The 20,554-nt window shown below is 70.3% G+C and carries 17 protein-coding genes and 1 pseudogene; 6 read left to right on the top strand and 12 right to left on the bottom strand.

The genetic code is table 11. The features are described 5' to 3' along the window. Nucleotides 1–7 precede the first annotated feature (7 nt). The 3 genes from PV679_RS11910 to PV679_RS11900 are packed head-to-tail and all read right to left on the bottom strand — an operon-like array spanning nucleotide 8 to nucleotide 2,608. Nucleotides 8–790 carry an ABC transporter ATP-binding protein gene (locus PV679_RS11910; RefSeq protein ID WP_319680109.1) on the bottom strand — a complete coding sequence of 261 codons (783 nt, stop codon included), beginning with the start codon at nucleotides 788–790 and terminating at the stop codon, nucleotides 8–10. Further along, the gene (gene cbiQ / locus PV679_RS11905) at nucleotides 787–1,548 is read right to left on the bottom strand and encodes a cobalt ECF transporter T component CbiQ (protein ID WP_319680108.1); all 762 of its coding nucleotides are present in this window, start codon (nucleotides 1,546–1,548) and stop codon (nucleotides 787–789) included. The genes PV679_RS11910 and cbiQ overlap by 4 nt, the downstream gene beginning before the upstream one ends. A gap of 1 nt (nucleotide 1,549) precedes the next feature. Further along, nucleotides 1,550–2,608, bottom strand: coding sequence for an energy-coupling factor ABC transporter permease (locus tag PV679_RS11900; protein ID WP_319680107.1), 1,059 nt, complete (start codon nucleotides 2,606–2,608; stop codon nucleotides 1,550–1,552). A gap of 322 nt (nucleotides 2,609–2,930) precedes the next feature. On the opposite strand from PV679_RS11900, the gene PV679_RS11895 reads away from it, so the two are divergent. After that, nucleotides 2,931–3,344 carry an SsgA family sporulation/cell division regulator gene (locus PV679_RS11895; RefSeq protein WP_319680106.1) on the top strand — a complete coding sequence of 138 codons (414 nt, stop codon included), beginning with the start codon at nucleotides 2,931–2,933 and terminating at the stop codon, nucleotides 3,342–3,344. 117 nt (nucleotides 3,345–3,461) lie between these two features. Here the strand turns inward: PV679_RS11895 and PV679_RS11890 are convergent, their stop codons facing one another. Both PV679_RS11890 and PV679_RS11885 read right to left on the bottom strand, forming a co-directional pair. Then, entirely contained in the window at nucleotides 3,462–5,696 is a 2,235-nt protein-coding gene (locus PV679_RS11890; RefSeq protein ID WP_319680105.1) for an MMPL family transporter, read from the bottom strand. 144 nt (nucleotides 5,697–5,840) lie between these two features. Next, complete coding sequence (locus PV679_RS11885; protein WP_319680104.1) at nucleotides 5,841–6,413, bottom strand: TetR/AcrR family transcriptional regulator; 573 nt, start codon at nucleotides 6,411–6,413, stop codon at nucleotides 5,841–5,843. A gap of 222 nt (nucleotides 6,414–6,635) precedes the next feature. Here PV679_RS11885 and PV679_RS11880 point away from each other — a divergent pair, with 222 nt between their 5' ends. Then, nucleotides 6,636–9,956 (top strand): S41 family peptidase, encoded by a 3,321-nt coding sequence (locus PV679_RS11880; protein ID WP_319680103.1) that lies wholly within the window; start codon nucleotides 6,636–6,638, stop codon nucleotides 9,954–9,956. Nucleotides 9,957–10,076: 120 nt separating this feature from the next. Here PV679_RS11880 and PV679_RS11875 read toward each other — a convergent pair whose 3' ends face one another. The 4 genes and pseudogenes from PV679_RS11875 to PV679_RS11860 all read right to left on the bottom strand — a co-directional run bounded on the left by PV679_RS11875 (nucleotide 10,077) and on the right by PV679_RS11860 (nucleotide 13,802). Beyond that, nucleotides 10,077–10,391, bottom strand: coding sequence for a hypothetical protein (locus PV679_RS11875; protein ID WP_319680102.1), 315 nt, complete (start codon nucleotides 10,389–10,391; stop codon nucleotides 10,077–10,079). Between the two features lie 75 nt (nucleotides 10,392–10,466). Then, nucleotides 10,467–11,353: pseudogene (locus PV679_RS11870) on the bottom strand (SDR family oxidoreductase). After that, nucleotides 11,350–12,291 (bottom strand): alpha/beta hydrolase, encoded by a 942-nt coding sequence (locus PV679_RS11865; RefSeq protein ID WP_319680101.1) that lies wholly within the window; start codon nucleotides 12,289–12,291, stop codon nucleotides 11,350–11,352. Before PV679_RS11865 ends, PV679_RS11870 begins: the two are co-directional and overlap by 4 nt. After that, entirely contained in the window at nucleotides 12,288–13,802 is a 1,515-nt protein-coding gene (locus tag PV679_RS11860) for an NAD(P)/FAD-dependent oxidoreductase (protein ID WP_319680100.1), read from the bottom strand. Before PV679_RS11860 ends, PV679_RS11865 begins: the two co-directional genes overlap by 4 nt. A 172-nt stretch (nucleotides 13,803–13,974) precedes the next feature. Between PV679_RS11860 and PV679_RS11855 the strand changes: the two genes are divergently transcribed. The 3 genes from PV679_RS11855 to PV679_RS11845 all read left to right on the top strand — a co-directional run bounded on the left by PV679_RS11855 (nucleotide 13,975) and on the right by PV679_RS11845 (nucleotide 17,724). Then, entirely contained in the window at nucleotides 13,975–14,619 is a 645-nt protein-coding gene (locus PV679_RS11855) for a MerR family transcriptional regulator (protein WP_416069705.1), read from the top strand. A 206-nt stretch (nucleotides 14,620–14,825) separates the two neighbouring features. Beyond that, nucleotides 14,826–16,073 (top strand): MFS transporter, encoded by a 1,248-nt coding sequence (locus PV679_RS11850; protein WP_319680098.1) that lies wholly within the window; start codon nucleotides 14,826–14,828, stop codon nucleotides 16,071–16,073. A 274-nt stretch (nucleotides 16,074–16,347) separates the two neighbouring features. Next, complete coding sequence (locus PV679_RS11845; protein ID WP_319680097.1) at nucleotides 16,348–17,724, top strand: helix-turn-helix transcriptional regulator; 1,377 nt, start codon at nucleotides 16,348–16,350, stop codon at nucleotides 17,722–17,724. A 24-nt stretch (nucleotides 17,725–17,748) separates the two neighbouring features. Here the strand turns inward: PV679_RS11845 and PV679_RS11840 are convergent, their stop codons facing one another. Beyond that, nucleotides 17,749–18,330, bottom strand: a complete 582-nt coding sequence (locus PV679_RS11840; RefSeq protein ID WP_319680224.1) for an XRE family transcriptional regulator — start codon at nucleotides 18,328–18,330, stop codon at nucleotides 17,749–17,751. A 282-nt stretch (nucleotides 18,331–18,612) separates the two neighbouring features. Here PV679_RS11840 and PV679_RS11835 point away from each other — a divergent pair, with 282 nt between their 5' ends. After that, nucleotides 18,613–18,810 (top strand): hypothetical protein, encoded by a 198-nt coding sequence (locus PV679_RS11835; protein WP_319680096.1) that lies wholly within the window; start codon nucleotides 18,613–18,615, stop codon nucleotides 18,808–18,810. A gap of 216 nt (nucleotides 18,811–19,026) precedes the next feature. On the opposite strand, the gene PV679_RS11830 is transcribed toward PV679_RS11835, so the two are convergent. Both PV679_RS11830 and PV679_RS11825 read right to left on the bottom strand, forming a co-directional pair. Then, entirely contained in the window at nucleotides 19,027–19,824 is a 798-nt protein-coding gene (locus PV679_RS11830) for an exodeoxyribonuclease III (RefSeq protein ID WP_319680095.1), read from the bottom strand. 173 nt (nucleotides 19,825–19,997) lie between these two features. Continuing rightward, complete coding sequence (locus PV679_RS11825; RefSeq protein WP_319680094.1) at nucleotides 19,998–20,405, bottom strand: rodlin; 408 nt, start codon at nucleotides 20,403–20,405, stop codon at nucleotides 19,998–20,000. Nucleotides 20,406–20,554: the final 149 nt, after the last annotated feature.

Raw genomic sequence — 20,554 nt, 5'->3', positions numbered from 1 at the left:
ACCCCCTCTATGGTGCAACGTGCCCCGGCGAGACGGAACGCGGGTCGAACCCGAACGGCAGCTCCAGCCGGTGCGCGCCCATCAGGGTCTCGTCGCCGAGGAGTTGCTGGGTGGGTCCGTCCGCCACGATGACGCCTTCGCTGAGGATGACCGCGCGGGGACAGAGTTCGAGAGCGTACGGCAGATCGTGTGTGACCATCAGCACGGTGATGTCCAGCGACCGCAGGATGTCCGCGAGTTCGCGCCGGGACGCCGGATCGAGGTTGGACGAGGGTTCGTCGAGGACGAGGATCTCCGGCTCCATCGCCAGCACGGTCGCCACGGCGACCCGGCGGCGCTGGCCGAAGGAGAGATGGTGCGGCGGCCGGTCCGCGTACTCCGCCATGCCGACCCGGGTCAGCGCGGTGCCGACCCGGGCCTCCAGCTCGGGACCGCGCAGTCCGGCGGCGGCCGGGCCGAACGCCACGTCCTCCCGCACCGTCGGCATGAAGAGCTGGTCGTCCGGGTCCTGGAAGACGATGCCGACCCGGCGGCGGATCTCCGCCAGATTCCGCTTCTCGACCGGCAGTCCGGCGACCGCGACCGTACCGGCGCCCGCGGTGAGGATGCCGTTGAGATGCAGGACGAGCGTGGTCTTGCCGGCGCCGTTGGGGCCGAGCAGAGCCACTCGCTCGCCGCGCCCGACGGTCAGATCGACGCCGAAGAGCGCCTGGTGGCCGTCGGGATAGGCATACGCGAGGCCGCTGACCTCAAGGGACGCCGGAGGAGCGGACAGGGAATCCACAGTCATAGGGTCCAGCCAAGCAGACAGACGGCGAGCGCCGAGAACGGGAGGGCGGCGGCGTACGACCACTGCGCCCGGGACGCGGTCACCTCGTCGATGACCGGCATGGTGCCCGCGTAGCCCCGGCTGACCATCGCCAGATGCACGCGCTCGCCTCGCTCGTAGGAGCGGATGAAGAGCGCGCCCGCGGTCTTGGCCAGCACGCCCCAGTGCCGTACGCCGCGCGCCTCGAAGCCGCGCGAGCGCCGGGCGATCGACATCCGGCGCATCTCGTCGGTGATGACATCGCCGTAACGGATCATGAAGGACGCGATCTGGACGAGCAGGGACGGCAGCCTGAGCCGCTGGAGACCCAGCAGCAGCGAACGCAGCTCGGTGGTGGACGCGAGGATCACCGACGCGGCGACGCCCAGCGTGCCTTTCGCGAGGACGTTCCAGGCGCCCCAGAGGCCCGGGACGCTCAAGGAGAGACCGGCGAAGTGGACCTGGTCGCCCGGGACGACAAACGGCATGAGGATCGCGAAGGCCACGAACGGGATCTCGATCAGCAGCCTGCGCAGCAGAAAACCGGCGGGAATCCGGGCCACGACCGCGACCGCCGCGAGCAGCACCGCGTACAGGCCGAAGGCCCAGACCGCCTCGCGCGGCGTGGAGACCACCACGACGACGAAGCAGAAGACGGCGGCGAGCTTGCAGTGCGGAGGCAGCTCGTGGACCGGCGAATGCCCGTGCCGGTAGAGCTTGTGTGCGTGGCCCGCGCCCATGTCAGATCTTCCCGCCGGCGATGACGGAGCCGGTGGCGCCGGCGTCGGTGCGGCGACGGCGTACGGCCCAGAAGATCCCGCTGCCCACGACGACGGTGGAGCCGACGCCGATCACACCGGCGAGACCGCCGGAGATCCGCGCGTCGGAGATGTCCCGGACGCCGTAGTCGGCCAGCGGGGAGTCGGCGGTGTGGTGCGGTTCGGTCTTCGCGTCGATGCCCTTGTCCGCGGCGACCTTCTCCAGGCCGTCCGGGTTGGCGGAGGCGTAGAAGGAGACGAAGCCGGCCAGGACGAGCGCGGTGACCAGGCCCGTCGCCCAGACCTTGCGGGTGGAGCGGGCCGCCACCGGCGCGGCGGATGGCGCGGGCGCGGCGTCGACCAGTTCGCCGCCGACCCGCAGCTTCAGCGGTGCGGTGAGTCCTCGGGCGCCGTGGACGAGGTCGGGGCGTACGGCGATGACGGCGCCGACCGTCAGCGCGGTGATCGCGGCCTCGCCGATACCGATGAGCACATGGACGCCGACCATCGCGGTCAGTACCTTGCCGATCGGGATGTCCGTGGTGCCGCCGACGGCGTAGAGCGCGGTGAAGGCGAGGGCCGCGGCCGGTACGGAGACCAGCGCCGCAGCGAAGGAGGAGACGGTCACGGCGCGGCGGGTGCGAGGCAGGATCTTCACCAGCCCGCGGAAGAGCGCGTACGAGACGACGGTCGTCACCACGGCCATGTCGGTGATGTTCACACCGAGAGCGGTGAGTCCGCCGTCCGCGAAGAGGATGCCCTGCATCAGCAGGACGACGGAGATGCAGAGGACGCCGGTATACGGGCCGACGAGTATCGCGGCCAGGGCTCCGCCCAGCAGATGGCCGCTGGTCCCGGCCGCGACCGGGAAGTTCAGCATCTGTACGGCGAAGATGAAGGCGGCGACGAGTCCGGCGAGCGGTGCCGTGCGCTCGTCCAGCTCGCGGCGCGCGCCGCGCAGGCTGACGGCCACGGCTCCCGCGGCGACGACACCGGTGGCGACCGAGACGGGCACGTCGATGAATCCGTCGGGGACATGCATGCGGGGCTCCGCTTCCTGCGGGAGAGTTCGGCGAGGACCGTCTGATGATAGAGCCCTGTTGCGAACTGCTTGCAAGAGCAGGTTGTATGCGGACTGCCGGGACGATGTCGTGCGGATGTGGCGACGGCAAACTTATGGGTAAATTGATTTAGTTTGTAGACTTAAGTGAATGACGTCCCATAGGTGAGGTTTGTGTGACTCGTATCACGCACTTCGCTCCCGAATCGGCGTCATGACGAGCTCCCGACCGTGGTCGAACCTCAGGAAGCTCAGCAGCAGGAACCGTGCTCCAGTTCCGCCCCAGCCGAAGAGGAGCCAGCCGATGCCTCCTATCATCGAGCAATCCGCGAAGGCCCGTCTCATCACGGACGCGCCTCACCACAAAGCCGTCTCCGTGACCCTTCGCTATGACGGCGCCGATCCACTGGCGATGCGCATCGTGTTCCCGCCCGAGGTGTCTCTCGACCATGACGAGGTGATCTGGGCCTTCGCCCGCGATCTCCTCGAATCCGGCCTGCGACTGCCGTCGGGTCATGGCGATGTACAGGTATGGCCCTGCGGCCGCGCCCAGACCATTCTGGAATTCCACTCGCGGGAAGGAGTGGCGATGGTGCAGTTCGACTCGACGCCGCTCCACCGGTTCCTGGAGAGTTCCTACTCGATGGTGCCGGCCGGCGAGGAGCGCCATGACATCGAGGTCGAGAACGAACTGGGCAAACTGCTCCACCGGACCTGAGGTCCAGCGGAGCTGAGGTCTTTCGGCGCCGAGGTCTTTCGGCGCCAACGGCGACGGCCCGGTCCCACACCCCTCGGGGCGCGGGACCGGGCCGCGTGTGGTGCGCGCCTTCCGCCGTCAGACGCGGACCAGTTCCCGCTCCGCCTCAGGACCGCTGTCGGAGCCGTCCGTGGCACCGTCGCCGAGCCGCTTGCGCAGCGCCTCGCCCTCGACGTCCACATTGGGCAGCGCCCGGTCGAGCCAGCGCGGCAGCCACCACGCCTTGTTGCCGAGCAGCGCGAGCACGGCCGGGACGATCGCCATACGGACGACGAAGGCGTCGAAGAAGACGGCGATGGCGAGCCCGAAGCCGATCATCTTGATCATCGCCTCGCCGGAGCCGATGAAGCCCGCGAAGACGGCGATCATGATCACCGCGGCGGCGGAGACCACTCGCGCTCCGTGCTGGAAGCCGGTGACGATCGCGCCGCCGGGCCGCTCGCCGTGGACATACGCCTCCCGCATCCGCGTGACGAGGAAGACCTCGTAGTCCATGGCGAGACCGAAGACCACGCCCACCATGAAGATCGGCATCATCGACATCACCGGGCCGGTCTGCTCGACGCCGAGCAAACCGCCCAGCCAGCCCCACTGGAAGACGGCGACGACCGCGCCCAGGGCCGCGACCACCGAGAGCAGAAAGCCGAGGGCCGCCTTGAGCGGCACCAGCACCGACCGGAAGACCACCATCAGCAGCAGGAACGCCAGGCCGACGACGAGCGCGAGATAGGGCAGCAGCGCGTCGTTCATCTTCTGCGAGAAGTCGATGTTCATCGCGGTGGCACCGGTGACCAGCACCTCGGCGCCGCTGTCCGACGCGATCCGGCCGCCGGTGTCACGGATGGAGTGGACCAGTTCCTCGGTCTGGACCGAGGAGGGCCGGTCCTTGGGAATCACCGTGATCGTCGCGGTGTCGCCCGCCTTGTTGAGGGTCGACGGTGTGACGACGGCGACGCCGTCCATCTTCTTCACGGTGTCGGAGACCTCGGCCGCCGCGGCCTTGGCATTGTTGTCGGCCTTGCCGTCGACGACCACCACCAGCGGCCCGTTGAAGCCGGGACCGAAGCCGTCGGAGAGCAGGTCGTACGCCTTGCGCTGCGTGGTGCTCACCGGCTGTGAACCGTCGTCGGGCAGACCCAGCTCCAGCGAGGCGGCCGGGATGGCGATGGCGCCGAGGCCCACCACACCGGCGATCAGGACGGCGACCGGCCGGCGCAGCACGAGGCGCGCCCAGCGGGTGCCCATGTTGGGCTTCTCCTCGGCGGCGCCCGCGGCCTTGTTCTCCATCGCCGTGCGGCCCTTGCGGCCGTGCACCCGCTTGCCGGCGAAGCCCAGCATCGCCGGGATGAGCGTGAGCGCGATGAGGACGGCGATCACGACCGTACCGGCGGCGGCGAAGCCCATCTTGCTGAGCATCGGGATATTGACGACGGCCAGGCCGACCAGCGCGATGACGACCGTGAGCCCGGCGAAGACCACGGCGGATCCGGCGGTGCCGACGGCCCGGCCGGCCGCTTCCTCGCGTTCCCTGCCTTCGGCCAGCTCGGCCCGGTAGCGGGAGACGATGAACAGCGCGTAGTCGATCCCGACCGCGAGGCCGATCATCATCGCGAGGATGGATGTGGTGGAGCCGAGATCCAGCACACTGGCGAGCGCGGTGATCGTGGAGACTCCGACTCCGACCCCGATGAGCGCGGTGAGCAGCGGCAGTCCGGCCGCGACCACGGAGCCGAAGGTGATGAGGAGCACCACCGCGGCGATGGCCACCCCGATGATCTCGGTGGACCCGGTCTCCGGCGCCGCCTGGAGCGCGTCTCCGCCGATCTCCACCGTCAGGCCCTGGGCACGGGCGTCGGCACCAGTCTCTTCGAGCGCCGTACGGGTCTCGTCGGTCAGCTCCATCGAGCTGACCTTGTACGAGACCGAGACATACGCGGTCGAGCCGTCCTTCGACACGGCCTTCGCGGCGTACGGGTCGGTCACCGAGGAGATCTGGTCGGATCCGGACGACAGCTCGTCCCTGATCTCGCCGACCTCGGCCTTGTGTCCGGCGTCGGTCATCTTCTCGCCGGCGGGTGCCTTGAAGACGACCCTGGCGGTCGCTCCGTCGGCGCTCGCTCCGGGGAAGCGCTGTTCAAGCAGGTCGAAGGCCTTCTGGGCCTCCGTTCCCGGGATGGAGAAGGAGCTGGAGGTGGCGGCGGGCGCGGAGAGCGCGCCGAAGCCGGCGAGCGCCAGCAGCGCCACCCACAGCAGAGCGACATAGCGGCGGCGCCGGAAGGCGAGCCGTCCAAGCTTGTAGAGGAACGTGGCCACGAGGGCGTACTCCCGGTCTGTGAAGGGAACAGGGGCATGGCGTGGGGAGCCGGCCCGACGGCGAGAGCGGGACGCGTCAGGTGGTACGGGTACGCGGGAGCCACGTGCTGCGACGTGAATACCGCGCGAGGTGCTCGGGGAAGGTCAGAGGCCGAGGGCGGGGAGGACCACGGCGTCGAGATAGGAAAGGAGGAAGCTCCGGTCGATGGACCGGTCCTCGATCAGTTGCCGGGCGACGACAGCGCCGACCAGCATGTGCGGGACGAAGTCCAGCGCGGGATTGTCCGCGGCGATCTCGCCCCGGTCCACGGCGCGCCGCATCAGCTCCGCGAGCCCGTTCATCTCTGGCTCGACCAGCAGCTCACGCAGTGCCTGATGGAGATCGGGATTGTCGTGTACGGCATGCAACAGGCCCCGCATCAGCGCGGAGTCCTGCTCCATCTTGCAGTCGTCGCTGCGCGACACCATCGCGTGGAGGTCCCCGCGCAGCGAACCGGTGTCCATCTGGCCGGGGCCGACCGGCTTGTTGTCACGCATCGCCCGCACGACCAGCTCGGGTTTACTCCCCCACTGGCGGTAGAGGGTGGCCTTGCTGGAGTGGGTACGGGCGGCGATGGCGTCCATGGTGAGGGCGTCATAGCCGACCTCGCGCAGCAGATCGAGCACGGCCGCGTACAGCTCGGTCTCACGTTCGGGCGTGAGCCTGGTGCGTGCCATGGCCGACCTCCTGCCGATGCGTCGTCGCCGGTGCGTTCCGGCCCGTTCCGTGAACGAAACCGTTTCGTACAGTACGAAGATAACTCCGGCCTCAACGAAACGAAACCGTTTCGCTTGTGTGCTGTGCCACACGAGCGCGTTCAGCGCCCCGGCGCGAACCGCGCTTCCGATGCACGACGGCCATAAGTTGCCGCACCCCCCTTACGCGGAAAGCATTGTGGGGTGAGTGACGACGTCGCGTATCTCCGCTTCCCGCACCTGCACGACGACTTGCTGTGCTTCGCCGCCGAGGACGACCTCTGGGTCGCACCGCTCGTGCCGGCCGGGCACCGGCCCGGACGCGCCTGGCGGGTGACCGTCGACCGCACCAGGGTCGGCCACCCGCGCTTCTCGCCCGACGGCCGGCATATCGCCTATACGAACTGGCGCAGTCTCGACCCGGAGATCCATCTCGCTCCGGTGGACGGCGGTCCGGCCCGCCGCCTCAGCTACTGGGGCTCCACCGACACCCGCGTCTGCGGCTGGACCCCGGACGGCCAGATCCTCGCGGTCTCCTCGCACGGCCAGCCCTTCTCGTACTACTCCTGGGCCTACAGCGTCCCGACCGACGGCTCGCCCGGCGCCAAGCTGCCGTGGGGCCCGGTGTCCGACATAGCCGTCGTGGACATCGACGGCGAGCACCGCACGCTCCTGCTCACCGGCAAGCCGCCGCACGAACCGGCCGCGTGGAAGCGGTACCGCGGCGGAGCGACCGGCCGGCTGTGGCTGCACGGCGAGCGGCTGCTCGCGGATCTCGGCGGCCATCTCGACTGCCCGATGTTCGTCCAGGGCCGCGTCGCGTTCCTCTCCGACCACGAGGGCGTCGGCAATCTCTACTCCTGTCTGCCCGACGGCACCGATCTGCGCCGCCACACCGATCACGACGCCTTCTACGCGCGCCACGCGTCCTGCGACGGACACCGGATCGTCTATCAGTGCGCGGGCGACATCTGGCTGGTCGACGCGCTGACTCCCGACTCGCGGCCGCGCAGGCTGGACGTACGGATCGGCGGACCCCGGGCCGGACGGCGCGGCTACCAGGTCCCGGCCGCCAGCCATGTCGCCGGGATCGCCGTGGACACGACGGGCCGGGCCAGCGCCGTCTCCGTACGCGGCAGCCTGTACTGGCTCACCCACCGCGACGGTCCGGCGCGCACGATCGCGGACACTCCCGGCGTCCGGGTCCGGCTGCCGGAGACGCTCGGCAGTGGCGGCCAGGTCGCCTATGTCACCGACGCGGAAGGCGAGGACGCGATCGAGATCGCGTATCTGCCACGGGCGAGCGGCGACCGGCGGCCGCGGCGGCTGGCCTCCGGACAGCTCGGACGTGTGCTGGAGATGGTGGCCGATCCGGAGGGCGAGCGGATCGCCGTCGCCGCGCACGACGGCCGGCTGCTCCTCATAGCCGTCGCGGAGGAAGCGACGACGGAGATGGAGACGGAAGCGGGCGAGACGACGGAGCCCGCCGGAGGCGACGCCGCGGCGGAGGTCACGGAGCTGATCCGGTCCATCAACGGCCCGGTGACCGATCTGGCCTTCTCGCCCGACGGCGACTGGCTGACCTGGTCCCATCCCGGCATCGGCCGCTCGCTGCGCCAGATCAAGATGGCCCGGATCGCCGGCGGCCCGGACCGTACGGTCATCGATGTCACCAACGGCCGCTTCGAGGACGAGAATCCGGTCTTCACCAGCGACGGCCGCTATCTGGCGTTTCTGTCCTGGCGCGGCTTCGACCCGGTGTACGACGTGCACACCGGAGACCTCTCCTTCCCGCTGGGCTGCCGCCCGTATCTCGTACCGCTGTCCTCCGCGACTCCGTCGCCGTTCGCGCTGTCGCCGGACGGCAGGCCGGCGGCCGGCGGACTCGACCCGTCCATCGGCGAGTCGGACGAAGGGACGGTCATCGTCGAGGCCGAGGGCCTGGCGAACCGGGTCACTCCGTTTCCCGTCACGGCGTCCAAGTACTCCGCGCTGCGCCCGGTCAGCGGCGGCGGACTGGTCTGGCTGCGCTGGCCGATCTCCGGCGCGCTCGGCGAGACCTTCGCCAACCCGGCGGACACCTCGGGACGTCCCACGCTCGAACACTTCGACATCACAAAGGCCCGCAGGAGCGAACTCGTAGCCCATCTGGACTGGTTCGCGCTGAGCGGTGACGGCAGCCGGCTGGTCGTCGTGGACGAAGGAGAGCTGCGTGCCGTACCGGCCACCGAGCCCGGCGACAGTGACTCGACCGTCTATCTCGACCTGCGCCGCATCCTGCACGACGTCGATCCGGAGGCGGAGTGGCGCCAGGCGTACGAGGAGGCGGGCCGCCTCATCCGCGCCTACTTCTGGGATCCCGGCATGTGCGGCATCGACTGGGACGGTGTCCTCGCCCAGTACCGTCCGCTGGTCGAACGAGTCGCGTCTCCCGACGAGTTCGCGGATCTGCTGCGCGAGGTCCTCGGCGAGCTGGGCACCTCCCACGCCTATGTCACACCGGCCCGCCGCAACGAGGGCCCGCCGCACTACCAGCGCGCGATGGGCCTGCTCGGCGCCAACCTGGTCCCGCGCGACGGCGCCTGGATGATCAAGCGCATCCTGCCCGGTGACTCCTCCGACTCCAAGGCCCGCTCACCGCTGGCCGGTACGGGCATCCGCGAGGGCTCGGTCCTCACCCATGTCGACGGACGGCCCGTCGATCCGGTGGCCGGGCCCTATCCGCTGCTGTCCGCCGCCGGCGGCACCACCGTCGAGCTGACCTTCCGTCCTCCGGAGCACGACGGCGTCTCGCGTCGCGTCGCGATCGTCCCGCTCATCGACGAACGGCCGCTGCGCTACCAGGACTGGGTCGCCAAACGCCGTGAGGTCGTCCGGGAGATCAGCGGTGGCCGCTGCGGTTATCTGCACATCCCGGACACCGGCGGCTCCGGCTGGGCCCAGTTCAACCGGGACCTGCGCCTGGAGGTCTCCCGCCAGGCGCTGATCGTGGACGTACGGGGCAACGCGGGCGGCCACATCAGTGAGCTCGTCGTGGAGAAGCTCAGCCGCCGGATCATCGGCTGGGACCTCACCCGCGACGCCCAGCCCGTCTCGTACGCCTCCAACGCGCCGCGCGGCCCGGTCGTCGCCATCGCCGACGAAGCGACCTCCTCCGACGGCGACATGATCACCGCGGCCTTCCGGCTGCTGGAACTGGGCCCCGTCGTCGGCCAGCGCACCTGGGGAGGCGTGGTCGGCATCACCGGACGGCACCGGCTGGGCGACGGCACGGTGATCACGGTGCCGATGAACGCGGCCTGGTTCACGGAGTACGGCTGGTCCATCGAGAACCACGGTGTGGAGCCGGACATCGAGGCCCTGCGCACTCCGCTCGACTGGGCGGAGGGCCGGCACGCGCAGCTCGACGACGCGGTGTGGGTGGCGCTGGATCTGCTCGCCGCGCGGCAGCCTTCGGAGCCACCGGGACACGAGGCGGTCCCGGACCTGCGACGGCCCGGACTGCCGCCGCGCAAGGCCGGCTGAACACCACGCACCGGCCCTCACGCGAAAGGCGCACCCGGCGGACCGGGTGCGCCTCTCGTCGCTTGTCAGAACCTCAGGATCGGTGCCTCAGGACGGAATCTTCAAGACCAAACCGTCGGGTCAGGCGTCGAAGTGGTCGTCGAACTCGTCGCGGGCGCCCTGCGGACGGGCCCCGGGGCGGTCCTGCTGACGGTCCTGCGGCCGGTCCCCCGGGCGGTCCTGGGGCCGGCTCTGCGGCTTGTTGCCCTGCGCCTGGTCGCGGCCGCCCTGCGGCCTGTCCTGCGGCCTGGCCTGCGCCTGCTCGCGGACGTCCTGCAGGTGGTCGCGGCCCTGCGCGGGGCGCTGCGAACGGTCGTCGTGGTCGGCGACCGGCTTGGCCTTCGCCTGGTCGGCGAGCTCCTGCGCCTTGTCCTTGAACTGGTCTGAAATACCCATGGGAATTCACTCCAAGAGGGGTGTGGGGGTGGGGCACGCTCAGACTTTCACGGCCGGACATTCTGCGCATTTCGGTCAGTTACGCTCCGTGCGCTCCTTCTCGTCAGCCGCTCCGCCCGCGCCGACGAGCCCGGTGCGCACTCCTGCGAGCCGTGGCTCGAACCTCCGCATCTCCCGCTGTCCGACCGAGGCGACAAGCCCCGGAAGCCACCCGCGCACGGACCGCGTCCCGCGCAGCCACCACTGGGCGTACACATACGCGGAGCGCCGCTCGACGCCGGTCACGATCCGATCCACGGGGGGACCGAGCGGATACGTACGGTTCGCCGGCCACGGCAGCCGCTGCCGGAGCTCGCGCATCACCTCGTCCTGGTCCGCCCCGCGCACCATGTCGGTGTCGGTCCAGGACAGATATCCGACGCCGACCCGGACGCCCCGGTGGCCGGCCTCCGCGCGCAGGCTGTGCGCGAACGCCTCGACACCGGACTTGGACGCGCAGTACGCGGTCATCATCGGCGCGGGCACGATCGCGGCCGGCGACGCGATCTGCAGGAAGTAGCCGCGGCTCTCCGTCAGAACCGGCAGGAACGCCCACGCCGTCACCGCGCCGCCGATCAGATTGACCTCGATGACCCGCCGCCACGCCTCCGGATCCGAGTCCGCGAACGGCCCTCCGGCCGCCACGCCGGCGTTGGCGACGACGATGTCCACCGTTCCGAACCGCTCCTTGACCTCACCGGCGACCCGGACCATCGCCGCGTGGTCGGTGACATCCGCGTACCAGTGGCCGCCGTCGCCGTGCAGCCTGGCGGCGACCCGCCGCAGCTCGTCCTCCTCCAGACCGACAAGCGCCACCGCCGCGCCGCGCCGCGCGCCGAGAGTTCGCGGGCCAGCAGTTCACCGACCCCGCGCGCCGCGCCGGTGACGACCGCGACCTGCCCTTCGAGACCGGTCCCGCTCATGCCGGGTCCTCCTTCGTACGCGTGGCCGCGCCCGGGCCGGTGGCCGGACTCGGCCGCGCGCTCAGACAGGTGGCGACCAGCTCGCGAATCCTGGCGGTGACGGCGTCCGGAGCCTCCACCGGCGTCATGTGCCCCACTCCGGCGAGTTCGGTGAGGCCCACGCAGTCGGGCAGCGCGGCGGCCAGCGCCCGCGCCTGGACCGGCGGGGTCAGCCGGTCGGCGGTGCCCACGAGCACCGCCGTCGGGACCCGCAACTCCCTGACGTCCCGGTCGAGATCGAGTTCTCCGAGAACATGCGACCAGGCCACCCGGGAGGCGCGCGGACAGGCGTGCACGATCCGCGCGCACTCCATGACCATCTCCGGCGCGGAAGCGGGGCCCATCGTCCCGTACCGCAGGATCCGCCTGGACAGCGGTGTGACCGGGCCCAGCGGAGCCCGCGCGCCGAGCACCAGCCGTGTGAGCCGGGTCCGTGTCCGGCCGGCCCGCAGCGGCAGCACGAGCGACTCGGCGACCAGCCGTGAACTGCCCGTGCTGCACAGCAGCGTGGCCGCCACATGGCGCCGGAAGACGGGACGCGCCGAGGCGGCCATGATCGTCATACCGCCCATCGAATGCCCGGCCACCACGGCCCGCTCTCCCGGCTTCAGCGCGGCGCTGAGCACCGCTTCCAGATCGTCGGCGAGAGCGCCGGTCCCATAACCGTCCCGTCCGGGCAGTGGTGTACGGCCATGTCCTCGCTGGTCGTAGACGATCACCCGGTGGCCGGCGGCCAGTTCGGCCGTCTGCGCCGCCCAGAAGCGGATCGAGCAGGTCCAGCCGTGCGCCAGGACCACCGCGGGCCGGTCCTCGGCGCCGTACACCTCGACATGGATACGGGAGCCGTCGGCGGAGACGGCGGTCAGTTCGGTGGCCGGAGGCAGCGGCGGCCGGCTCATCGGACGGCCTCCTTCGAACCGTCCCGCTCGTCCACCGGGCCGCCCGGCCGGATCACCTCGTACTCCGCGAGATCGACCACGCGCGTCGCCCTGCGGAACTCGGTCGTGGTTCCGGGCCAGATGGTGGTGTTGCGGCCGTTGTGGTCCAGATACCAGCTCGTGCAGCCGCCCGTGTTCCACACGGTCCGTTTCATCCGCTCCCGCACCCGTCGGTTCCAGGCGTGTACGGCCGACGGCCGGGCGGCCAGCGCCACTCGGCCGCCCAGGACGTCCAACTGCCGCAGACAATCGGCCAGATAGTTCAACTGGGCCTCGATCATCAGGATCATCGAGGAGTTCCCGAGACCGGTGTTGGGCCCGACGACCGTCATCCAGTTGGGAAACCCGGCCGCCGTCGCGCCACGCAGCGACTCCATGCCGTCCTTCCAGGCCTCGGCGAGCGTGATCCCGTCGGCGCCCACCACCCGCTCGGCGATCGGCATGTCCGTCACATGGAAGCCGGTCCCGAAGATGACCGCGTCCGCCTCCGTCTCCGTGCCGTCCGCCGCGACCAGCGTGCTGCCGCGCACCTCCGACAGCCCGGAGGCGACCAGTTCCACATTGGGCCGGACGAGCGCCGGATAGTACGTACTGGAGAGCAGGATGCGCTTGCAGCCGATGCGGTACGACGGCGTCAGCCTGGCTCGCAGCGCCGGGTCCTTGACGGCCCTCGCCATATGGGCCTTGGCGAGGGCCTCGACAAGGCCCGGCTCGGCCGGCCGCCTGGTGAATGCCTGGACCTGCGACTCCCTTATGGCCCAGAGGAGTTGACGCCTCAGAACGCCGGTGAACGGCAGTGTCCGGTGCAGCCGGCGCTCGACCGCCGAGATCGCGCGGTCGGTGCGCGGCATCACCCACGGCGGAGTTCGCTGGAACAGCGTCAGCTTCGCGACGGCCGGCTGGATCGCCGGCACGACCTGGATCGCCGACGCGCCGGTGCCGATCACCGCGACCCGCTTGCCCCGCAGGTCGTAGTGGTGGTCCCAGCGCGCCGAGTGAAAGACCTTTCCCGGGAATCCGGCGAGTCCCGGGATCTCCGGAATCCTCGGGTCCGAGAGCGCGCCGGTCGCGGAGACCACCATCGTCGCGCTGAACGTCCCGCGTGAGGTCTCGATCTCCCAGCGCAGCGCGCCGTTGTCCCAGCGCACCGTCAGCACCTCGTGGTTCAGGCGCAGATGCGGCCGCAGTCCGAAGGTGTCCGCGATCCGCTCCAGATAGGCCCTGATGTGCCGCTGCCCGGAGAAGGTGCGCGGCCAGTCGGGATTTGGTGCGAACGAGAACGAGTAGAGATGCGAGGGCACGTCGCAGGCGCACCCGGGATAGCTGTTGTCGCGCCAGGTCCCGCCGACCGAGCCGGCCCGCTCCAGGACGACGAAGCCGGTGATTCCCTCGCGGCGCAGCCGGACGGCCGCGCCCAGGCCACCGAATCCGGATCCGATCACCGCCACGTGTACGTGTTCGTGCTGGCTCATGCCGCCGCCTCCGCCCACCGGACACTTCCAGGACCATGCCAGCGATCACTGGCATGGTTCGGAGAGTAGAGCGGCTCCGTATTCATGGGCAGGGGTTCGACATGACGAGTTACTGGCGGTACGACATAGGCTGCCGGATATGGCTGAGGGTCGCGAACACCGCGAGTACCGCATGGCGGAGCTGGCCCGCGAGGCGGGCATCACCGTGCGTACCGTGCGCTTCTACCGCGAGCGCGGCCTGATCCCGCCACCGCGCCGCGAGGGCCGCGTCGCCTGGTACGACGACCACCATCTGGCCCGGCTCCGTACGATCGCGGCCCTGCTGGAGCGCGGCCACACGCTCAGCGGCATCGCCGACCTCGCCGCCGTCTTCGAGAGCGGCCGGGACGTGGGCGAGGTGCTGGGCCTGGGCGAACCGACCGAGGAGACGCCGGTCCGGCTCTCTCCCGAGGAGCTGGCCGACCGCTTCGAAGGCGAGGTCACCTCGGAGAATCTGGCGGCCGCACTGGAGCTCGGCCATCTCGCCACGGACGGCGACGAGATCGTCCACATCAGCCGCCGTCTGCTGGACGTCTCGGCGGCTCTGGTCCGGCAGGGCGTGCCGCTCGCCGCGGTCCTGGAGACGGGCCGCCGCGTCCAGGCGCACACGGAGGCCCTGGCGGACCTGTTCACCGAGGTCTTCGGCGCGCATGCCGCGGACATCGATCCGGCCGTACTCCGGCCGCTGGCGAAGAGCGTGGTGGAGGCGGAGTTCTCCATCGCGCTGGACCGCCGGCCGCGTCCGGACCGGCGTCCCGCGGCCTCCGCCGAGCGGTAATCAGTATCGGTCGCCCGGACGTCGGAATCCGCACTCATCAGTACGCGAGATGCCCGCCTCTGACCGGTGCGGCTCCCGTGCGAGTGGCCTCGGGTCGAATTGCGGGATTTGCCGGTGTTGTTGGCGAAACCGGTCCTAGGGTGACGTGCCTGCCGCCGGAAACCGGTCCCCGGCGGGTTCTGTGAGGTTCCGGAGGAACGTGCGCCATGGGGTACATGCGGCTGCTGCGCCGCCGTCCGGTCCGGACGCTGTGGCTGTCGATGGCGCTCTCGGTCCTCGGCGACCGGCTGTACGCGCTGGCCGTGATGTGGGTGGTGTACGAGGCGACGGGCTCCGCGTCGCTGATGGGCCTGGTGGCCGTCGTCGAGTCGCTGCCGTACATCGCGCTCGGCGGCTCGGCCGCGCTGATGGAGCGTTTCGCCTCCTGGCGCCGGCTGGCCCGGGTGGACGCGGCACGCGCCGTGGTCGCGATGGCGGTACCGCTGACCTGGTCGCCCGACCCGAGTGGCTTCGCCGTACTGCTCGTACTGGTCCTGCTCCTCGGCACACTGGGAGCGGTCTTCGATCCGAATCTCGGCGCCCTCGCTCCCGAGCTCGTCGAGCCCGATGAAGTCCAGCAGGTCAGCGCGTTGTTCGATCTCACCTCCAGGATCGCCGCGGTCGCCGGCCCGGGAAGTGTCGGTGCGCTGCTGCTCGTTGTGTCGGAGATCCAGCTCTTCGCCGTGGACGCGGTCACCTTCGCCGTCTCGGCGGTCGCGCTGAGCCGGCTGGGGCGGTCGGCGGCGGGCGGCGGACAGCACTCCGCCGATACCGGACGGCAGGAGACCGTGCGCGCCCGGCCCGTGATCCGCGAACACCCGCGAGTGGGCGTCGCCATCGGCGTGCACGCGGCCGGGCTGTTCGTCGCGGCCGTCTCCGCGGTGGGGCTGCCCGCGCTGCTCGCCTCCCGCATGGGCCAGGGCGCCGCCGGATACGGCGTGGCGCTCGCCGCGACCGCGACCGGCGCGCTGGCCGGAAACCTGCTGATCGGCAGCATCCCGGACCGCTGGCCGTGGCTCGGGACGTACTGCGCCGCCTGGACGGCGGTCGGGACGGCGCTGGCCGCGCTCGGCCTGGTCGGCTCACTGCCCGCCGTCATCGCGCTGTGCACCGCCTCCGGACTGCTCATCCCGGTCTCGGCGGTCACCTTGCGCACCCACTTGTCGCGGTTCCCGGCAGGCGTGCGGCTGCGGCTTCTGACAGTCGACCAGACCGCGATCCGGACGGCGGGGACGGCCGGGATGCTGCTGCTTCCGCTCGCTGTCGACGCGGCGCCGACGAGGGCGTTCGTCGGCGCCGGCGTGCTGTTGTCGTCCGTCGCGCTGGCGGGCTGGTGGGCCGGCAGCCGCATGGTGGACCGTCCCGTCACGGCGAAGCCGGGCGCGGCCCGGATACCGGCCGGCACGGAGACCTGACCGGGCCCCCGCCGGCGGTGAGGCGACAGGCGGCGGGAGCCCGGCGAGCGGGACGGGGCTGTCACCCCGTGTCGCTGTGCGTCCTCGCGGTGCCACGGCGACAGCTCCAGGAAACCGGCCGCCAGCCCGCGCGGGAACGGCTCGCGCGCGGCACTCAAGTCCGCTGCGGATGCCGCAAGTTCTCTGCGTGCGCCCTGCCGCGCCCGCCGGGCCGGTGGATACCGTGGACCCACCCCGAGACACGGGGTCTGGAGGCCCGATGCGCGTCCACGCCATGCCTTCCCGTCAACCACGGGCGGACGTCCTCGACCTCGGCGCGCTCATCCGCGGCGGCCGCAACAGCCGCCGCCCGCGCATGACGCAGGCCCAGTTGGGCCGACTGCTCGGCTACTCGGAGTCCTGGGTCTCGCGCGTCGAGGCGAACGAGATCACACCGCCACGGGAGATCCTGCTCAGCGTCGCGAACATCCTGGACTTCACGCCCGAGCAGCTCGGCCTCGTCCGTCCGGCGCGGCCGCCGGCCCCGGAGACCTCCGGCGCGGTGGTGCCCGGCGCCGGGACGACCACAGAGCACGTCTCCAAGGACCGGGAGGACGACGCGGTGCGACGCAGGCACTTTCTCGCGGGAGCGGTCGGCCTGGGCGCCGCCATGGCGACGGGCCCGGCGGCGGCGGCGGTCGCGCGGACCGGACCCGCTTTCGCCGATCCGGCGGCGGCGCTGGAAGCCGCCCTGTTCCAGCCGCCCGCAGCGGAGCCGCTGCCGCTCGACCGGCTCGCTCTCGCTCTGGCCGCCGCTCGCGGCGACTTCGCCGGAGCGCGGTACGAGAGCCTGAGCGAGGAGCTGCCCCGGCTGATCGCGACCGCCGAAGCCACCCGTGACTCCCTCGCGCCGGGCCTGCGCCGCGACCGCGCCCACGCGATGGTGGCCCGTGCCTATGTGCTCGCCTCCGGGCTCGCCGTGAAAATACACAGCGAGACGGCCTGGGTGAGCGCCGACCGTGCGCTGAGGGCCGCGCGCGCCGGCGGACACGCCGCTCCGCTGGGCGAGGCCGCCAGGGTCCTGGCCATCACGATGCGCCGGGCCGGCCGCGGCCACGCCGCCGTCGACCTGCTGACCCGTACCGCCACCTCGCTCGATGGTGAGCGCGGTGCCGCCTCCGCCGGGACCCTCGCCGTCAGGACCTCGCTCCTGCTGACAGCGGCCTACTCCGCCGCGCGGTGTGGAGACCGCGCCGGTGCGCTGGCCCTGGCCGACGAGGCCGAGCGTGCCGCCGCGCGGCTCCCGGCCGATCCGGTCGGCGGGCTGTTCACGGTGGAGGCCACGGCCCAGCAGTGCGCGCTCTACCGCGTCAGCGTCTTCAACGCCCTGGGCACGCCGGACGAAGGAGTCGAGTACGCCCGGCGTCTCGAACCGGCGAAGTTCCCGACCGCCGAGCGCAGGGCCCGCTGCTTCACCGACACCGCTCGCATGTGGCATCAGCTCGGCGACCACCGCCGTACCTACGCGGCACTGCGGTCGATCGAACGCCAGGCGCCGGAGGAAGCCCGCCGCCCCTCGGTCCGGGCCCTCACCACGGATCTGGTGTACGCGCCGGTCAGCCTGCCGGGGCTGAAGGAATTCGCGATACGCACCGGAGCCGTGCACGGCTGAAGGTCTCGTGTCCGGGTTCGGCCCTCACGCCTGGTTTGCCACCCCTCTGCTCCAGAGCTCCTCGGCGTGTTCGCTGAAGCGGTCGAACATGCCGCTCTCCCCCTGTCTGCGCAGGTGAAGCAGCGGAGAGTCATGCCCGACCAGCCGGGCAAGGTGCGGTGTTACGAGCGCGTCGTGATCGAAGCGGAACACGGACAGGCTCACATGGTTGATCGCGTCGTCCGGGGCGCTGAAGCGTGTCTCAAGGCCCTCCAAAGGGCCGAGGCGTTCAAGATTTTCCAGTGTGATTCGGATGCGCGTGGAAACCGTGAGGGCGACATCTTCGATCGTCTCCCGCCGGCGGGTCACTTCGCCGTCCGGGTCGCCCAGCAGGAAGCGCACCCGGCACCCTGAAGCAACCTTTCGGCGCAGCGTTTCCGGAAACGCGGGTACCTGGGTCCACAAGAAGTAGTTCGTGTACCCGGCGAAGAAGAGATCTCCGCCGGTGTCGCCGATCAGCTCACTCCACACCGTCGAGGGGCATGCCGAACGGTACGGGTAGCTGTGAACCAGTTCACGGTCGTGGCCGCTCTTGATGCGGTCCTTGACTACCTGGGGCCAGATCATTTCCTCGTCCACTCCCAACGCCCGACAAGCGTCATCGCGGTTTCGTGCGTGTGGTGTCAGCTCAGCGTCCGCCAACCACCGTTCGACGGTCTTGCCGGTCACGCCGACGCGAGTGGCAAGCTGACGGGTGGTGAGGTTGGCATCCGACATAGCCGAGCGTAGGGCAGAGTTCAAGACATCTCCCACGGACGTTTGAGGCTTTCTGTGACCGTAGCGGGCAATGGCCCAACTGTCCTTGCTTCGGGGGCGGATACGTCCGTAAGGAAGCTCCACGATCACAGCATGACCGAACCGACGAGATACCAGACGGCGCCGGTTGAGCTGCCGTCGCGCATGGACTTGGAGCCGACTCCGGTTGAGGGGTGCCCAGGTTGCGTCGAACTCGCCAGCGTGCGCGACCGCGCGCGTGCGGGAGGCGACATGACCACTGTGTCCGACTGCAACGTCTTCATGCGACGGCACCCGGAGGGGCACCAGTGAGTGAAGCGTCACCAGTGAGCACGGACGCTGCGGCCTACGGAGCTCACCGGTCACGACGTGTTCCGCCGCGCCTTCACCGATCAAGCGCGCGTGATCCGCACCGACTTTTCCTGAGCGGCTGATCGGCGGCGGGCGACGCGGTTACAGCGTGCTCGGCGCCGGCCTCGTTCACGTGCCGCCCCATGGCACATGAGCGGGGCCTTCCGCTGCCACTGCCTACAGGTCGAAAACCGCTGTCACCGGCGCGTGGTCGCTCCAGCGTTCCGCGTGACTGGCAGCCCGCTCCACGTATGCCTTGACCGCGCGGCCGGCCAGGCCCGCCGTCGCCACCTGGTAGTCGATGCGCCAGCCGGAGTCGTTGTCGAAGGCGCGGCCTCGATAGGACCACCACGAGTACGGCCCCTCCTGGTCCGGGTGCAGCGCGCGGACCACATCGACATAGCCCGTCTCCTCGAACACCCGGGTCAGCCAGGCACGCTCCTCGGGAAGAAACCCGGAGGACTTGGCGTTGGCCCGCCAGTTCTTGAGATCGGCCTGCTGATGCGCGATGTTCCAGTCGCCGCAGACCAGCACCTCACGGCCGTCGGCCGCCGCGCGCTTCCTCAGCCGCTCCAGATAGCTGAGGAACTCGTCCATGAACCGGATCTTCTCGTTCTGCCGCTCGGTGCCCACCTCGCCCGAAGGCAGATAGAGGCTGGCCACGGTGACACCGGGAAGATCGATCTCGACATAACGACCGCTCGTGTCGAACTCTGCGCTGCCGAATCCGATCCGCGTACGCTCCGGCTCCCGCCGCGACAAGAGCGCGACCCCGGCGCGGCCCTTGGCCGCCGCCGGCGCGTACACGGCATGCCAGCCCTCGGCGTTCCGCACGCTCTCGGGAAGCTGCTCGGGCTCGGCCCGTACCTCCTGAAGGCAGACGACATCGGCGGCGGTCTCCGCCAGCCATTCCACGAACCCCTTCTTGGCGGCGGCGCGGAGGCCATTCACATTCACGGACGTCACGGTGAGCATTCCCGCACACTACCGACCGCGCGTCGGCGTACATTCACACACCTAAAAGCCCCTCTCATACCGGAAAGCCCGGAAAATCCGGTAAGCCCGCAAGGACCGGTAGGCATCGGCACACAGCAGAGGCCCGGTCCGCTTCATGCCGGACCGGGCCGCTGTGAGAGTGAGGATCAGGATCAGCTGTTGCCGACGCCGTTCCCGGACAGGACCGGGATGTCGTCCAGGATGTGCGACAGCGGCTCGTCGCCCTTCGCCTGGGTGGAGTTCTCGACACACTGCTGGTTCTGCGGGGAGGACAGGAGATTGAAGTCCTGAACGGAGATCGGCGTGGCACCCGTGAGGGTGGCGGTGTTCAGCTTCGCCGGCAGACCCAGGCACGGCTTGTTCAGCGAGCCCTGGACCAGGCCCAGCTGCGGGCTCATGTCCCCGTGGGTCGACGAGTTGCCGAAGGCCTGCTCGGCACCGTTTCCACTGAACGACGTCGTGCCACCGTCATCAGCGATCGCCAGCGCCGGTGAGGCTGCACCGACCGACGCTCCGACGATCGATACCGCGACAGCGGCGGTTGCCCACAGCTTCTTCATTTAAATACCCTTCCAGAAAGGCGGACCCCACCGGTGGAGTCCGACTTCCTCAACTTCCATTCGGGCGGTTTGGTTTCGGCTATTCCCCCGAACGGCCCATTGACGCGAGTTGTCGCAATGCACGGAAAAAGCCGGACCGCCGCATGATT

The organism is Streptomyces sp. AK02-01A, assembly GCF_033795305.1.
Taxonomy (GTDB): Bacteria; Actinomycetota; Actinomycetes; order Streptomycetales; family Streptomycetaceae; genus Streptomyces.
This window is presented reverse-complemented; position numbering and strand designations above follow the sequence as displayed.

Excerpts from the sequence above, each read along its gene's own strand:
- PV679_RS11910 (WP_319680109.1), bottom strand. The coding sequence starts at position 790 with ATGACTGTGGATTCCCTGTCCGCTCCTCCGGCGTCCCTTGAGGTCAGC.
- cbiQ (WP_319680108.1), bottom strand. The coding sequence starts at position 1,548 with ATGGGCGCGGGCCACGCACACAAGCTCTACCGGCACGGGCATTCGCCG.
- PV679_RS11900 (WP_319680107.1), bottom strand. The coding sequence starts at position 2,608 with ATGCATGTCCCCGACGGATTCATCGACGTGCCCGTCTCGGTCGCCACC.
- PV679_RS11895 (WP_319680106.1), top strand. The coding sequence starts at position 2,931 with ATGCCTCCTATCATCGAGCAATCCGCGAAGGCCCGTCTCATCACGGAC.
- PV679_RS11885 (WP_319680104.1), bottom strand. The coding sequence starts at position 6,413 with ATGGCACGCACCAGGCTCACGCCCGAACGTGAGACCGAGCTGTACGCG.
- PV679_RS11875 (WP_319680102.1), bottom strand. The coding sequence starts at position 10,391 with ATGGGTATTTCAGACCAGTTCAAGGACAAGGCGCAGGAGCTCGCCGAC.
- PV679_RS11865 (WP_319680101.1), bottom strand. The coding sequence starts at position 12,291 with ATGAGCCGGCCGCCGCTGCCTCCGGCCACCGAACTGACCGCCGTCTCC.
- PV679_RS11860 (WP_319680100.1), bottom strand. The coding sequence starts at position 13,802 with ATGAGCCAGCACGAACACGTACACGTGGCGGTGATCGGATCCGGATTC.
- PV679_RS11855 (WP_416069705.1), top strand. The coding sequence starts at position 13,975 with ATGGCGGAGCTGGCCCGCGAGGCGGGCATCACCGTGCGTACCGTGCGC.
- PV679_RS11850 (WP_319680098.1), top strand. The coding sequence starts at position 14,826 with ATGGGGTACATGCGGCTGCTGCGCCGCCGTCCGGTCCGGACGCTGTGG.
- PV679_RS11845 (WP_319680097.1), top strand. The coding sequence starts at position 16,348 with ATGCCTTCCCGTCAACCACGGGCGGACGTCCTCGACCTCGGCGCGCTC.
- PV679_RS11840 (WP_319680224.1), bottom strand. The coding sequence starts at position 18,330 with ATGATCTGGCCCCAGGTAGTCAAGGACCGCATCAAGAGCGGCCACGAC.
- PV679_RS11835 (WP_319680096.1), top strand. The coding sequence starts at position 18,613 with ATGACCGAACCGACGAGATACCAGACGGCGCCGGTTGAGCTGCCGTCG.
- PV679_RS11830 (WP_319680095.1), bottom strand. The coding sequence starts at position 19,824 with ATGCTCACCGTGACGTCCGTGAATGTGAATGGCCTCCGCGCCGCCGCC.
- PV679_RS11825 (WP_319680094.1), bottom strand. The coding sequence starts at position 20,405 with ATGAAGAAGCTGTGGGCAACCGCCGCTGTCGCGGTATCGATCGTCGGA.